The sequence below is a fragment of the Streptomyces sp. JW3 genome (assembly GCF_052216785.1).
Lineage (GTDB): Bacteria > Actinomycetota > Actinomycetes > Streptomycetales > Streptomycetaceae > Streptomyces.
The window spans coordinates 1-14,098 of the sequence record NZ_JBQOUX010000160.1 but is presented as its reverse complement, the minus strand read 5'-3'; the positions used below and the strand labels follow the sequence as shown (position 1 = coordinate 14,098).

At 68.9% G+C, this 14,098-nt stretch carries 12 protein-coding genes, 1 tRNA gene and 1 pseudogene; 3 read left to right on the top strand and 11 right to left on the bottom strand.

All coding sequences use genetic code 11. The features are described from left to right. Positions 1–32: 32 nt before the first annotated feature. From rpoB to ACTT8P_RS36205, 10 genes are all read right to left on the bottom strand, one after another. Positions 33–3,518 carry a DNA-directed RNA polymerase subunit beta gene (gene rpoB / locus ACTT8P_RS36250; RefSeq protein ID WP_361157730.1) on the bottom strand — a complete coding sequence of 1,162 codons (3,486 nt, stop codon included), beginning with the start codon at positions 3,516–3,518 and terminating at the stop codon, positions 33–35. Between the two features lie 558 nt (positions 3,519–4,076). Beyond that, positions 4,077–4,457 carry a 50S ribosomal protein L7/L12 gene (rplL, locus tag ACTT8P_RS36245; RefSeq protein WP_442836051.1) on the bottom strand — a complete coding sequence of 127 codons (381 nt, stop codon included), beginning with the start codon at positions 4,455–4,457 and terminating at the stop codon, positions 4,077–4,079. A gap of 119 nt (positions 4,458–4,576) precedes the next feature. Next, on the bottom strand, positions 4,577–5,107 hold the full coding sequence (rplJ, locus tag ACTT8P_RS36240; protein ID WP_442836050.1) for a 50S ribosomal protein L10: 531 nt from the start codon (positions 5,105–5,107) through the stop codon (positions 4,577–4,579). A 303-nt stretch (positions 5,108–5,410) separates the two neighbouring features. Next, a complete protein-coding gene (locus tag ACTT8P_RS36235; protein WP_442836049.1) occupies positions 5,411–6,418 on the bottom strand; it encodes a hypothetical protein in 1,008 nt (335 codons plus the stop codon). Positions 6,419–6,478: 60 nt separating this feature from the next. Further along, positions 6,479–7,402, bottom strand: a complete 924-nt coding sequence (locus tag ACTT8P_RS36230; protein WP_442836048.1) for a hypothetical protein — start codon at positions 7,400–7,402, stop codon at positions 6,479–6,481. A gap of 141 nt (positions 7,403–7,543) precedes the next feature. Beyond that, positions 7,544–8,269 (bottom strand): 50S ribosomal protein L1, encoded by a 726-nt coding sequence (rplA, locus tag ACTT8P_RS36225; protein WP_361157741.1) that lies wholly within the window; start codon positions 8,267–8,269, stop codon positions 7,544–7,546. Between the two features lie 87 nt (positions 8,270–8,356). After that, complete coding sequence (gene rplK, locus ACTT8P_RS36220) at positions 8,357–8,791, bottom strand: 50S ribosomal protein L11 (protein WP_006130605.1); 435 nt, start codon at positions 8,789–8,791, stop codon at positions 8,357–8,359. 168 nt (positions 8,792–8,959) lie between these two features. Then, entirely contained in the window at positions 8,960–9,835 is an 876-nt protein-coding gene (gene nusG / locus ACTT8P_RS36215) for a transcription termination/antitermination protein NusG (protein WP_442836047.1), read from the bottom strand. Positions 9,836–9,915: 80 nt separating this feature from the next. Continuing rightward, entirely contained in the window at positions 9,916–10,203 is a 288-nt protein-coding gene (gene secE / locus ACTT8P_RS36210) for a preprotein translocase subunit SecE (RefSeq protein WP_190206132.1), read from the bottom strand. Between the two features lie 108 nt (positions 10,204–10,311). Continuing rightward, a tRNA-Trp gene (locus ACTT8P_RS36205) sits at positions 10,312–10,384 on the bottom strand. Positions 10,385–10,655: 271 nt separating this feature from the next. Between ACTT8P_RS36205 and ACTT8P_RS36200 the strand changes: the two genes are divergently transcribed. From ACTT8P_RS36200 to ACTT8P_RS36190, 3 genes are all read left to right on the top strand, one after another. Beyond that, positions 10,656–11,882 (top strand): pyridoxal phosphate-dependent aminotransferase, encoded by a 1,227-nt coding sequence (locus tag ACTT8P_RS36200; protein WP_442836046.1) that lies wholly within the window; start codon positions 10,656–10,658, stop codon positions 11,880–11,882. A 122-nt stretch (positions 11,883–12,004) separates the two neighbouring features. Next, positions 12,005–13,054 carry an adenosine deaminase gene (locus tag ACTT8P_RS36195; protein WP_442836045.1) on the top strand — a complete coding sequence of 350 codons (1,050 nt, stop codon included), beginning with the start codon at positions 12,005–12,007 and terminating at the stop codon, positions 13,052–13,054. Positions 13,055–13,086: 32 nt separating this feature from the next. Further along, entirely contained in the window at positions 13,087–13,719 is a 633-nt protein-coding gene (locus ACTT8P_RS36190; RefSeq protein ID WP_442836044.1) for an NAD(P)-dependent oxidoreductase, read from the top strand. 15 nt (positions 13,720–13,734) lie between these two features. Here ACTT8P_RS36190 and ACTT8P_RS36185 read toward each other — a convergent pair. Next, positions 13,735–14,098: pseudogene (locus tag ACTT8P_RS36185) on the bottom strand (UDP-N-acetylmuramate dehydrogenase); the annotation flags it as partial.

Genomic DNA, 14,098 nt, shown 5'->3' with positions numbered 1-14,098 from the left:
GCCGGGCTCAGTCGAGCCCGGCCGGACTCCCGTCAGACCTCTTCGACGCTGCTCGGCTCGCGCCGGGACAGGTCGATGCCAAGCTCCTCCGCGGCGCGGAAGACGTCCTCGTCGGTGTCGCGCATCTCGATGGACATGCCGTCCGAGGACAGCACCTCCACGTTGAGGCACAGGGACTGCATCTCCTTGATGAGCACCTTGAAGGACTCGGGGATGCCCGGCTCGGGGATGTTCTCGCCCTTGACGATGGCCTCGTAGACCTTCACGCGGCCGGTGACGTCGTCGGACTTGATGGTCAGCAGCTCCTGGAGGGCGTAAGCGGCGCCGTACGCCTCCAGCGCCCACACCTCCATCTCACCGAAGCGCTGGCCACCGAACTGGGCCTTACCACCCAGCGGCTGCTGGGTGATCATCGAGTACGGACCGGTCGAACGGGCGTGCAGCTTGTCGTCGACCAGGTGGTGCAGCTTGAGGATGTACATGTAGCCGACCGAGATCGGCTCCGGGAACGGCTCACCGCTGCGGCCGTCGAACAGCCGCGCCTTGCCGGACGGGAGCACCATGCGCTCGCCGTCGCGGTTCGGGATGGTGTGCTGGAGCAGACCCGCCAGCTCGTCCTCGCGCGCACCGTCGAAGACCGGGGTGGCGACGTTGGTGCCGGGCTCGACCTGGTCGGCGCCGATCACCTGGAGCCGCTGGGCCCACTCCTCCGCGAGGCCGGAGACGTCCCAGCCGCGGCTGGCGAGCCAGCCGAGGTGGATCTCCAGGACCTGTCCCGGGTTCATTCGGGACGGCACACCCAGCGGGTTGAGGATGATGTCGACCGGCGTGCCGTCCTCCAGGAACGGCATGTCCTCGATCGGGTTGATCTTGGAGATGACGCCCTTGTTGCCGTGCCGGCCGGCCAGCTTGTCACCGTCGGTGATCTTGCGCTTCTGCGCGACGTAGACGCGGACCAGCTGGTTCACGCCCGGCGGCAGCTCGTCGCCCTCTTCGCGGTCGAAGACGCGGACGCCGATGACCTTGCCGATCTCGCCGTGCGGCACCTTCAGCGAGGTGTCGCGCACCTCGCGCGCCTTCTCACCGAAGATCGCGCGCAGCAGCCGCTCCTCCGGGGTCAGCTCGGTCTCGCCCTTGGGCGTGACCTTGCCGACCAGGATGTCGCCGGCGACGACCTCGGCACCGATCCGGATGATGCCGCGCTCGTCGAGGTCGGCGAGGACCTCCTCGGAGACGTTCGGGATGTCCCGGGTGATCTCCTCCGGGCCGAGCTTGGTGTCACGGGCGTCGACCTCGTGCTCCTCGATGTGGATCGAGGAGAGGACGTCGTCCTGCACGAGGCGCTGCGACAGGATGATCGCGTCCTCGTAGTTGTGACCCTCCCACGGCATGAACGCGACCAGCAGGTTCTTGCCGAGCGCCATCTCGCCGTTCTCGGTGGCCGGACCGTCGGCCAGCACCTGGCCGGTGATGATCCGGTCGCCCTCGTCGACGATGACCTTCTGGTTGACCGAGGTGCCCTGGTTGGAGCGGGCGAACTTGGCCAGCCGGTAGGTGATGTACGTGCCGTCGTCGTTGGCGGTGGTGATGTAGTCGGCGGAGACCTCCTGGACCACACCCGGCTTCTCGGCCTTGACCACGTCACCGGCGTCGACCGCGGAGCGGTACTCCATGCCGGTGCCGACCAGCGGCGACTCGCTCTTGATGAGCGGCACCGCCTGCCGCATCATGTTCGCGCCCATCAGGGCGCGGTTGGCGTCGTCGTGCTCCAGGAACGGGATCATCGCGGTCGCGACCGACACCATCTGGCGCGGCGAGACGTCCATGTAGTCGACGTCCTCGCCGGTGACGTAGTCGACCTCGCCGCCACGGCGGCGGACCAGCACGCGCGCCTCGGCGAACCGCATGTCGTCGGTGAGCGTGGCGTTGGCCTGCGCGATGACGAAGCGGTCCTCCTCGTCGGCGGTCAGGTAGTCGACCTCGTCGGTGACGACACCGTCGGTGACGCGGCGGTACGGCGTCTCGACGAAGCCGAACGCGTTGACCCGGCCGTAGGAGGCGAGCGAGCCGATCAGACCGATGTTCGGGCCTTCGGGCGTCTCGATCGGGCACATGCGGCCGTAGTGCGAGGGGTGCACGTCACGGACCTCGAAGCCGGCCCGCTCACGGGAGAGACCACCCGGGCCAAGAGCCGACAGGCGGCGCTTGTGGGTGAGACCCGACAGCGGGTTGTTCTGGTCCATGAACTGCGACAGCTGGCTGGTGCCGAAGAACTCCTTGATGGAGGCGACGACCGGCCGGATGTTGATCAGGGTCTGCGGCGTGATCGCCTCGACGTCCTGGGTCGTCATGCGCTCGCGCACCACGCGCTCCATCCGCGCCAGACCCGTACGGACCTGGTTCTGGATGAGCTCGCCGACGCTGCGCAGCCGGCGGTTGCCGAAGTGGTCGATGTCGTCGGTCTCGACGACGACCGGCGACCCGTTGTCGCCGACCGTCTCGGTCTCGCCGGCGTGCAGCTTGACCAGGTACTTGATCGAGGCGATGACGTCCTCGACGGTCAGGATGCCGGCGTCCAGCGGGGCGTCGGCGCCGAGCTTCTTGTTGACCTTGTAGCGGCCGACCTTGGCGAGGTCGTAGCGCTTCGGGTTGAAGTACAGGTTCTCGAGCAGCGTCTGCGCGGCCTCGCGGGTCGGCGGCTCGCCCGGACGCAGCTTGCGGTAGATGTCGAGCAGCGCGTCGTCCTGGCCCTGGGTGTGGTCCTTCTCCAGGGTGGCGCGCATGGACTCGTACTCGCCGAACTCCTCCAGGATCTGCTCGGTGGTCCAGCCGAGCGCCTTGAGCAGGACGGTCACGGACTGCTTGCGCTTGCGGTCGATGCGCACACCGACCATGTCGCGCTTGTCGATCTCCATCTCCAGCCAGGCACCCCGGGACGGGATGATCTTGGCGGAGAAGATGTCCTTGTCGGACGTCTTGTCGATGGAGGAGTCGAAGTAGACACCCGGCGAACGGACCAGCTGCGACACCACGACACGCTCGGTGCCGTTGATGACGAAGGTGCCCTTGTTCGTCATGAGCGGGAAGTCACCCATGAAGACGGTCTGGGACTTGATCTCGCCGGTCTCGTTGTTGGTGAACTCGGCGGTGACGAAGAGCGGGGCGGCGAACGTGAAGTCGCGCTCCTTGCACTCGTCGATGGAGTTCTTCGGCGGCTCGAAGCGGTGGTCGCGGAAGGTCAGCGACATCGACCCGGAGAAGTCCTCGATCGGGGAGATCTCCTCGAAGATCTCCTCCAGGCCGGACTTGGTGGGGACGTCGTGACCGGACTCCAGAGCCTCCTCGACGCGAGCCTTCCACGCGTCGTTGCCGAGCAGCCAGTCGAAGCTCTCGGTTTGCAGCGCGAGAAGGTTCGGAACCTCGAGGGGCTCCTTGATCTTTGCAAAAGAGATGCGCAGCGGGGCGGTGCTGGCAGCGTTGTTCGTATTCGCGGTCGAGGCATTGCGCGAGGCGGCCAAGAGGGGGTCCTTCCGAGGGCTCGGACTCACTACGCGCGTACCGGTCCCTCACTCTGCACAGAGACAGGCTCCCTTATCTAGCCATAAGGCCAGCTCAGGGCCGATCCGGTCGTCTGTACTGAAGCGAGGGCATGCCCCTGGTGACGGGCAGGGAGCAGCTAACAGGCAGCGCAAAGGGTCAGTGTAGCCACTTGGCACACTGATGTCCAGTCCCGCTCTACGGAGCGCCTCACTACCCTCTTCTCAACGTCTGCGGCAAGCTGCCCTCAACGCAGGTTCATACTTCCCTCTGCGCCGTCGATCCATGCCTCGGAACCCGGATCGTTGTGACGACGCGTCCTGAGAATTGCGCGCTGCGTGCGGTTCGTCAAGGCCCCCCTTGCCCGAACCGGGGCGCTCGAAGACACGACGAAGATCACCATACCCCGCACACACTCGGTCGCAAGGCAACCACGGCGGGGGCCCGGGAACGACGAAGAGCGACCACCCGGATGGATGATCGCTCTTCGGTGCGTACGCGTTACAGCCCCAGGGACTGTTCACCCGGACGCGAAGGTGTTACTTGACCTCGACGGAGGCGCCGGCGCCCTTGAGGGACTCGGCGGCCTTCTCGGCGGCGTCCTTGGCGACCTTCTCGAGGACGGGCTTCGGGGCGCCGTCCACGAGGTCCTTGGCCTCCTTCAGACCCAGGGAGGTCAGCTCGCGCACGACCTTGATGACCTGGATCTTCTTGTCGCCGGCACCGGTGAGGATGACGTCGAACTCGTCCTTCTCCTCCTCCACCGGGGCGGCGGCGGCCGGGCCGGCCGGGGCGGCGGCGACCGCGGCGGCGGCGGTGACGTCGAACTTCTCCTCGAACGCCTTCACGAACTCGGAGAGCTCGATGAGGGTCATCTCCTCGAACTGGGCGAGCAGGTCGTCCTGGCTGAGCTTCGCCATGATGGCGGTCCTTCCACTATTCGGCAGGGGGTGCCGGATGTACTGGGTGAGGCGGGCGTAGTCGGGCCCGCTGCGACCGTTGCCGCGCTCAGGCGGCGTGGGTCAGAAAGCGAGCCGAATTACTCGGCACCGCCCTGCTCGTCCTGCTTGGCACGGAGCGCGTCCACGGTGCGGACGAGCTTCGACGGCAGCGCCTGGAAGAGCTGAGCAGTCTGGGACTGCTTGCCCTTGAAGGCACCGGCCAGCTTGGAGAGCAGAACCTCGCGGGACTCGAGGTCCGCAAGCTTCTTGATCTCGTCGGCGGACAGCGCCTTGCCGTCAAGGACACCGCCCTTGATGACGAGATTCGGGTTGTCCTTGGCGAAGTCGCGCAGACCCTTCGCCGACTCCACCGGGTCACCGGTGATGAAGGCGACCGCCGTCGGACCATTGAACTGGTCGTCGAGCGTCGTGATCCCGGCCTCGTTGGCCGCAATCTTGGTCAGCGTGTTCTTCACCACGGCGTACTGGGCGTTCTCACCGAGCGACCGGCGCAGCGTCTTGAGCTGCGCCACGGTGAGACCGCGGTACTCGGTCAGCACGGCGGCGTTCGAGTTGCGGAACTGGTCCGTCAGCTCGGCTACCGCAGCAGCCTTGTCGGGCCTCGCCATAGAGTTTCGGCCTCCTTCCGGGTGATTCGGACCGCGCGGACCCGAAGGAGGACTGGAGAAAACGAAACGCCCCGGCGCAGGCGCACGGGGCGTAGCTCAACCGATGTCATTCGCACGCGCACGGTACGAACTGGTCGGGAGCTTCTCCACTGACACCTGCGCGGGTCGTCCGCTGTTCAGCGGATCCTTCGGCCACCGCACTTTCTTTCGAACGTGCGGCAACGACCAGCGGTCTTTGGCTTCTTCAGGAGAGTACGCGACCGGATCGCCGGCAGGCAAATCCGGTCAGTGCTCTGACCGTCCTCACGCGCCGGAGGTGTCCATCTGCTCCAGCTCGGCCAGCTCCTTCTCGATGTCGGCGAGCTCCTTGTCGAGGTCCTCGGTGGAGCCGCCGAGATCCGACGACACGTCGTCCAGCCCTTCCAGCGCCTCGGTCATCTCCTTGAGCTTCTCGAACAGGTCGGCGGTGTCACTGGCCGGCGGCACCTCGACCTGGGCCTTGGCGCCGTAGTCCGAGAACTTCATGCTCATGTCGATGTCGCCCTCCGGGGACTCCATCGTCACGTCCATGCGGACCGGCAGGTCGTCCTCGTTGACCCACACCTCGGTGTCGTAGCCCTTGATGCCGGCCTGCTCGATGCTGTCCAGGAGCTGCTTGCGCTCCTTGGCGTCGAGGACGTCCAGGCTGTCGTTGCTCGCCATCATCTCCTTGACGGTGAGCGTGCCCTTGTAGTGCTCCGCCTCGACGCCGGCCACCTTCTCGGTGCCGACGTGCTTGAGGTTGGGCGACTCCAGCAGCAGGGCGAGCTGGTCGACCGGGTTCTGGTCCATGCTCTCCAGGCCGGACGTCATCTGCTTGGTCAGCGCCTCGTCCCCGGCCATCTCCGCCGCGGCGGCCAGGTCGAGCTTCATCCAGCGCTTGCCGTCCATCTCCTTGGCGGCCTCGGCCCCCAGGTCCATGTACATGACGTTGTCCTGCCAGATCATCCGGCTCTGTTCCGGGGCGCCCGCCTCGGCGCCGAGCATGGAGCCCTTCATCGTCACGTCCATGACGGTCGGGTCCCAGCCCATCACGCCGCTCATGCTCATGTCGCCGCCGCCCTCCATCGCGGCCGGCGTCGACATGGTCATCTCGATCTTGGCGGACTTCGCCTCGGCGGTCTTCTCGTACGCCGCCGTGATCACCTGGTGGACGGTCCGCCCGGCGGCCCCGTCCTGCTCCGCGCCGCAGCCGACCGCGCCGCCCGCCAGCACCAGCGCCGCTATCCCGGCGAGGGTGGCCCCGCCCCGCTTACCTGTACCGCGCTCCATCGATTCCCCCCAAGGAAATAAAAGGAACAGTTTGTCGAATCTTTTGAAAACCCTGTGAGCTTATCCCAGCGGAGGACCCGATTCCCCCTCGGTTTCCGCCGCCCCGCTGGTCCCACCGCTCCCACCGGTCGCGCCGGTGCCGCCCGTCCCACCCGTGCCGTCCAGCAGCTCCGTCACGTCCCGGGTGTCGTCCGCCGGGGGCCGCTGGGCGCTCACCCGTACCCCGTAGTCACGGTAGTGCGCGGTCTGGGTCAGCTCGCCGTCCGACGTGGTCGCCCGCTCGACCTTCTTCACCAGCAGGTCCCGGCCGTCTATCCAGACCTCGACGGTCTGGCCGGTGACCCCCGCGTCGGTGTCCCGGACCGTGCCCGAGTAGTGCGTGGTGAGCCGGCCGCGCACCCGCTCCGCGCCGACCTCCCGCACGTCGTCGGAGGCCAGCAGCAGGTCCAGCGACCGGTCCGGGGTGGCCGCCCGTATCTGGTCGCCCAGCTCCGCGCCGGAGCTGCCCGCGAGGTCGTCCAGATCCTCGTACCCGTATCGCACCCAGTGCCGGCCGCCCGCCTGCGCGGCGAAGACGTCGCCCATGCGCGCGTAGTACGCGTCCGGCAGATACCGGGCCTCCATCGACGCGCTGCCCAGCTGCCGCATGCTGTCGGCCAGCTCGCCGCCGGTGTAGGTGAGCGTGAGGGTGCCGGTGACCCGGTCGTCGGTCCAGCCGAGGGCGCCTTCCGCGGTCAGGGAGATCGTGGAACCGATCCGCGTCGTGGACTTCACGCGCGCGGAGCGGGCCCGCTCCGTGGCCCGCTCGGCCTCGCGCAGCCCGGCGAGCACCGCGGCCGGCGGCGGCCCGGCCGCCCGCTCGCCGGCGCCCTCGGCGTCGTCGGACGGACCGCAGGCGCCCGTGCACAGCGCCACCAGCGCGATCACCGCCGCCACCGTGAGCGCCATCCGCCCCGCCGGTCGCCGCCCGCCCGTCCCCGTCATCGCTGTCACCCGCCCCCCAGTAGTCCCCGTACCAGAAAGCTAACGCACAGCACTGACAACCGGCCCGGAAAAGGGGACGGGCCCCGCACCCTGGAAAGGGTGCGGGGCCCGTGAACCGGTGCTCCGGGGTGAGCCTCAGGCTCAGACCGCGGCCGGGTCCTCCTCGACGAGGAGGTTGCGGGTGCGGTTGGAGTCGACCGGGATGCCGGGGCCCATCGTGGTGCTGATGGCGGCCTTCTTGATGTAGCGGCCCTTGGCGGCGGACGGCTTCAGCCGGAGGATCTCCTCCAGGGCCGCGCCGTAGTTCTCCACCAGCTTGGTGTCGTCGAACGACGTCTTGCCGATGATGAAGTGCAGGTTCGCGTGCTTGTCGACACGGAACTCGATCTTGCCGCCCTTGATCTCGGTCACGGCCTTGGCCACGTCCGGGGTCACGGTGCCGGTCTTCGGGTTCGGCATCAGACCACGCGGGCCGAGGACGCGGCCGAGGCGGCCGACCTTGCCCATGAGGTCCGGGGTGGCGACGACGGCGTCGAAGTCCAGACGGCCCTTCGACACCTCGTCGATCAGTTCGTCGGAGCCGACGATGTCGGCGCCCGCGGCGGTCGCGGCCTCGGCACGGTCACCGGTCGCGAAGACCAGGACCCGGGCGGTCTTACCGGTGCCGTGCGGGAGGTTCACGGTGCCACGGACCATCTGGTCGGCCTTGCGCGGGTCGACACCCAGGCGGAAGGCGACCTCGACGGTGCCGTCGAACTTGGTCGTGGAGGTCTCCTTGGCGAGACGGACGGCCTCGAGCGGGGCGTACTGCTTGTCCCGGTCGATCTTGGCGTCCGCAGCGCGGAGAGACTTGCTGCGCTTGCTCACTACTGCTCCTGTTGGCTTGAAGAGGAGTCGTGGTCCGGGGGCCGAGCAGGCCCTGCCACTACTACTGCTTGTGTACGGGGGTGGAGGTCAGCCCTCGACCGTGACGCCCATGGAACGGGCGGTGCCGGCGATGATCTTCTCGGCGGCGTCCAGGTCGTTGGCGTTGAGGTCGGGCATCTTGGTGGTGGCGATCTCACGGACCTGGTCGCGCGTGATCTTCGCGACCTTGGTCTTGTGCGGCTCGCCGGAGCCCTTCTCCACACCCGCGGCCTTGAGGATCATCTTCGCGGCCGGCGGGGTCTTGGTGATGAAGGTGAAGGAGCGGTCCTCGTAGACCGTGATCTCCACCGGGATGACCCAGCCACGCTGCGACTCGGTCGCCGCGTTGTAGGCCTTGCAGAACTCCATGATGTTGACGCCGTGCTGACCCAGCGCGGGGCCGACCGGCGGGGCCGGGTTCGCGGCACCGGCCTGGATCTGGAGCTTGATGAGCCCCGTGACCTTCTTCTTCTTGGGAGGCATAGCTCTCCGGGTCCTTTCGATTCGGGTCCTGCCCACACCCGGGCGACAACCCGGACGCAGGCATACCGCACAACGATAGCGGGTATGGATGTGCGGCTAAAAACCGAGCAGGTCAGACGCTCGCCGGAGCGACCGTCTGACCTGCTCGGACGTTGGTGAGCCAGAAGGTCAGTTCTTCTGGATCTGGTCGAAGGACAGCTCGACCGGCGTCTCCCGGCCGAAGATCTCGACCAGGCCCTTGACCTTCTTCGAGTCGGCGTTGATCTCGTTGATCGTGGCCTGGAGGGTGGCGAACGGGCCGTCGGTGACGGTGACCGAGTCGCCGACCTCGAAGTCCAGCACCTGGACCTCGACCTTGCGCTGCGGCGCCGGCTTGCCCTCGGCCTCGGCGGCCTCGCGGGCGGCCTTCTCCTCGGCCTCCGGGGCGAGCATCTTGACGATCTCGTCCAGGGTCAGCGGGTACGGGTCGTAGGCGTTGCCGACGAAGCCGGTGACGCCCGGGGTGTTGCGGACGACACCCCAGGACTCGTTGGTCAGGTCCATGCGGACCAGGACGTAACCCGGCAGCTTGTTCTGGCGGATCGTCTTGCGGTCGCCGTTCTTGATCTGGACGACCTCTTCCTGCGGCACCTCGGCCTGGAAGATGTAGTCCTCGACGTTGAGCGAGACGGCGCGCTGCTCCAGGTTGGTCTTCACGCGGTTCTCGTAGCCGGCGTAGGTGTGGATGACGTACCACTCGCCGGGCAGGACACGCAGTTCCTGGCGGAGCTTCTCGACCGGGTCGATGTCGGGCTCGTCCTCGGCCTCTTCGGTCTCCGCCTCGTCGGCGGCGGCCTCGACGGCGTCGTCCTCGTCCTCGGACTCGGCTTCGGCGTCCTCGGAGGACTCGGCGTCGGCAGCCTCGACCTCGGCCTCGGCAGAGGTCTCGGCGGTCTCGGTGTCCTCGTCGCCCGACGCGGTGTCGACGGCGTCGAACTCGTCCTTGACGGACTCGGCCTCCACCTCGTGAGGCTCAACGGCGTCGTTCACGTTCGGGTCAGACACGGTGGCTGCTTCTTCCTGGATACATAGGGGTGGAACACGCGAAAGGAGCGCCGGGTACCTCGGCGCTCTTCGCTCGCGGGTCAGCCGAAGACGTACTTGGCGGCGTGGCTGAGCCCATAGTCAATCACGGTGACCAGGCCGATCATGATGACGACGAAGATGATCACCACAGTGGTGTACGTCGTCAGCTGATTGCGACTCGGCCAGACCACCTTGCGGAGTTCCGCGATGATCTGGCGGTAGAAGAGCGCGAGACGCTTCAGGGGGCCCTTCTTGGCACGCTTGCCGCCCTTGCGCTGCTTCTTCTTGGAGTCCGGCGCCTCGTCCTGGGCATCAGGCATGTCGATGGAGCCCACGGCGTCCGTCACTCGTCCTCACCTGATTCCGGGTCGTGGCCGTGCCGCGCCCGGTCTGAGCCGCACGGCGGTGCATTGCTGTACGTACATGCGCACACATCCTGGCGAAGGTGTGTGTAGCAGGGCCGGAGGGACTTGAACCCCCAACCGCTGGTTTTGGAGACCAGTGCTCTACCAATTGAGCTACGACCCTTTGTGTGCCCCCCAACGTACCGCATCCGCCCGGGTGCTTGGTGTGCACCGGATGAGCGCGGGCTGCTGGAGGCCGACGAGGTGTGAGTGTACGTGGTTCGGCGCCGGGCGTCGAACAGAAAGGGCCAGTGAGCGGCCCGTCCGCCCGGTGTGACCGAAGATCGCCCTGGCCGGAGGGCGGTTCCGGACTGTTGTTCAGCCCTTTGTCCGGACCTGTTCAGTACGTGAAACCCGCGTGCCGGGCAGGTTTCCGGTCTGGAACGATGGGGCGCATGAGCCCTGCAACCCCTCCCACCGAGCGCCGGGTCTCCGCCCGAGTCGGCGCGATCTCCGAGTCCGCCACCCTCGCCGTCGACGCCAAGGCGAAGGCGCTCAAGGCCGCCGGGCGTCCGGTGATCGGCTTCGGCGCCGGTGAGCCCGACTTCCCGACCCCCGACTACATCGTCGAGGCGGCGATCGAGGCCTGCAAGAACCCGAAGTACCACCGGTACACCCCGGCCGGCGGCCTGCCCGAGCTGAAGGCCGCGATCGCCGCGAAGACGCTGCGCGACTCCGGCTACGAGGTCGACGCCAGCCAGATCCTGGTCACCAACGGCGGCAAGCAGGCCATCTACGAGGCGTTCGCCGCCATCCTCGACCCGGGCGACGAGGTCATCGTCCCGGCGCCGTACTGGACGACGTACCCCGAGTCGATCCGGCTGGCCGGCGGTGTCCCGGTCGAGGTCGTCGCGGACGAGACGACCGGCTACCGGGTCGGCGTCGAGCAGCTGGAGGCGGCCCGCACGGAGAAGACCAAGGTCGTCCTCTTCGTCTCTCCGTCCAACCCGACCGGCGCGGTCTACACCGAGTCCGAGACCGAGGCCATCGGCCGCTGGGCCGTCGAGCACGGCCTGTGGGTGCTGACCGACGAGATCTACGAGCACCTGGTCTACGGCGGCGCCTCCGCCGTGTCGCTGCCGGCCGTGGTGCCCGAGCTGCGCGACAAGTGCGTCGTGGTCAACGGCGTCGCCAAGACGTACGCGATGACCGGCTGGCGGGTCGGCTGGGTGATCGGCCCCAAGGACGTGGTGAAGGCCGCCGCCAACCTCCAGTCGCACGCCACCTCCAACGTCGCGAACGTGTCGCAGGCCGCGGCCCTGGCCGCCGTCTCCGGCTCCCTGGACGCGGTGGCGACCATGCGCGAGGCGTTCGACCGCCGCCGCCAGACCATCGTGCGGATGCTCAACGAGATCGACGGCGTCCTGTGCCCCGAGCCGGAGGGCGCGTTCTACGCCTACCCGTCGGTCAAGGCGCTGATCGGCAAGGAGATCCGCGGCCGCCGTCCGCAGAACACGGTGGAGCTGGCCGCGCTCATCCTGGAGGAGGCCGAGGTCGCGGTGGTGCCCGGCGAGGCCTTCGGCACCCCCGGCTACCTGCGCCTTTCCTACGCGCTGGGCGACGAGGACCTCGTCGAGGGCGTGAGCCGCATCCAGAAGCTGCTGGCGGAGGCCAGGGACTGAGCGTCGCCTTCAGTCAGGGGTCAGTCCTGAACGTTCAGGACTGACCCCTTCTTTTGTGCGAGCAAGACCCCGTACGGGCAATCGGCTACCGGGACCCGCCCGGCGTACGGCAAGATCCTTGGATGGAGCGTGTACGTGATGTCTCTGAGCTGCCGAAGGCCCATCTGCACCTGCACTTCACCGGGTCGATGCGCCCCGCCACCCTGCTGGAACTCGCCGACAAGCACGGCGTCCGGCTGCCCGACGTCCTGACCGAGGCGCTGTCCGGCGGTCATTCGCCGAAGCTGCGGGCGACGGACGAACGCGGCTGGTTCCGCTTCCAACGGCTCTACGACGCGGCCCGCTCGTGCCTCAGAGAGCCCGAGGACATCCAGCGGCTGGTGCGGGAGGCCGCCGAGGAGGACCTCAGGGACGGCTCGGGGTGGCTGGAGATCCAGGTCGACCCGACCTCGTACGCGCCGCGCCTGGGCGGTCTGATCCCGGCGCTGGAGGTCATCCTGGACGCGGTGGACAGCACGGTGCGGGAGACCGGGCTCGGGATGCGGGTACTGGTGGCCGCGAACCGGATGAAGCACCCGCTGGACGCGCGGACGCTGGCCCGGCTCGCGGTGCGCTACGCGGACCGGGGCGTGGTCGGCTTCGGGCTCTCCAACGACGAGCGGCGCGGCATGGCCCGGGACTTCGACCGGGCGTTCGCCATCGCCCGGGAGGGCGGCCTGCTGTCCGCGCCGCACGGCGGCGAGCTGACCGGCCCGGCCTCGGTCCGGGACTGCCTGGACGACCTGGCGGCCGACCGGATCGGGCACGGCGTGCGGGCGGCGGAGGACCCGCGGCTGCTGAAGCGGCTCGCGGACCGGCAGATCACCTGCGAGGTGTGCCCGGCGTCCAACGTGGCCCTGGGCGTCTACGAGAAGCCCGCGGACGTGCCGCTGCGCAAGCTGTTCGACGCGGGGGTGCCGATGGCGCTGGGCGCGGACGACCCGCTGCTGTTCGGCTCCCGGCTGGCGGCGCAGTACGAGATCGCCCGCCGGTACCACGGTTTCACCGACGCCGAACTGGCCGAGCTGGCCCGGCAGTCGGTGCGCGGCTCGGCGGCGCCCGAGGACATCAAGACGAAGCTGCTGTCCGACGTGGACGCCTGGATCGGCGCGGCGCCTCCCGGCGACGATTGAGCGAGCAGCCCGTCGAACAGGGGAGGTACGCCATGCGGCTGACCGTGGTCGGAGCCACCGGCGGTGTGGGCCGGGAGCTCGTCCGGCAGGCGCTGGCCGCCGGGCACGAGGTCACGGCGGTGGTCCGGGACCCGGCCCGGCTGCCGGTGACCGGTGACCGCCTGGAGGTGTTCCGCGCGGACCTGTCCGACGCCGGGCGGCTGCGGCCCGCGGTCGCCGGACGGGACGCGGTGCTGTCCGGGCTCGGCGCGCGCGGCCGCGGGGACGCCGGCGTCACCAGCCGGCTGACCCGTACGGTGCTGGCGGCCATGGCGGCGGCGGAGGTGCGGCGGCTGGTGGTGGTCAGCGCCGCGCCGCTCGGCCCGGTGTCGGACGGGGACGGCCTGGTCGACCGCGGCCTGCGGGCCGTGCTCTGGCGGGTCCTGGGGGACGTCTACGGCGATCTGCGCCGGATGGAGGCGGAACTGGCCGCCAGTGCCGCCGACTGGACGGTCGTCCGGCCGCCGCGGCTCCAGGACCGGCCCGGCACCGGCCGGTACCGCCGGGTCGTCGGCGGCAATCCGCCCAGGGGCCGGTTCGTGGCCCGCGCGGACGTGGCCCACGCGATGCTCGCGGCCCTCGGTGACCCCGAGACGGTGCGGCAGGCGGTCGGGGTCGCCTACTGAGGCCGGGCGGGCGGCTCAGAGGCTGACGCCGACCGTCACCGGCTCGTTGACGAGGGTGACCCCGAACGCGTCGCGCACCCCGGCGACGACCTCGCGGGCCAGGGCGAGCAGGTCCTCCGTGGTGGCCGAGCCCCGGTTGGTCAGGGCCAGGGTGTGCTTGGTGGAGATCCGGGCCGGGCCGGTGCCGTAGCCCTTGGTGAAGCCCGCCTTGTCGATCAGCCAGGCGGCGGAGGTCTTGGTACGGCCCGGACCGGCCGGGTAGGCGGGCGGCCGCACGCCGTCGCCGAGCCGGGCCACCGCGCGCGCGTGGAACGCGGCGAACTCCTCGTCGGTGAGGATCGGGTTGGTGAAGAACGACCCGGCCGACCAGGTGTCGTGG

Excerpts from the sequence above, each read along its gene's own strand:
- rplL (WP_442836051.1), bottom strand. The coding sequence starts at position 4,457 with ATGGCGAAGCTCAGCCAGGACGACCTGCTCGCCCAGTTCGAGGAGATG.
- rplJ (WP_442836050.1), bottom strand. The coding sequence starts at position 5,107 with ATGGCGAGGCCCGACAAGGCTGCTGCGGTAGCCGAGCTGACGGACCAG.
- ACTT8P_RS36235 (WP_442836049.1), bottom strand. The coding sequence starts at position 6,418 with ATGGAGCGCGGTACAGGTAAGCGGGGCGGGGCCACCCTCGCCGGGATA.
- ACTT8P_RS36230 (WP_442836048.1), bottom strand. The coding sequence starts at position 7,402 with ATGACGGGGACGGGCGGGCGGCGACCGGCGGGGCGGATGGCGCTCACG.
- rplK (WP_006130605.1), bottom strand. The coding sequence starts at position 8,791 with ATGCCTCCCAAGAAGAAGAAGGTCACGGGGCTCATCAAGCTCCAGATC.
- ACTT8P_RS36200 (WP_442836046.1), top strand. The coding sequence starts at position 10,656 with ATGAGCCCTGCAACCCCTCCCACCGAGCGCCGGGTCTCCGCCCGAGTC.
- ACTT8P_RS36195 (WP_442836045.1), top strand. The coding sequence starts at position 12,005 with ATGGAGCGTGTACGTGATGTCTCTGAGCTGCCGAAGGCCCATCTGCAC.
- ACTT8P_RS36190 (WP_442836044.1), top strand. The coding sequence starts at position 13,087 with ATGCGGCTGACCGTGGTCGGAGCCACCGGCGGTGTGGGCCGGGAGCTC.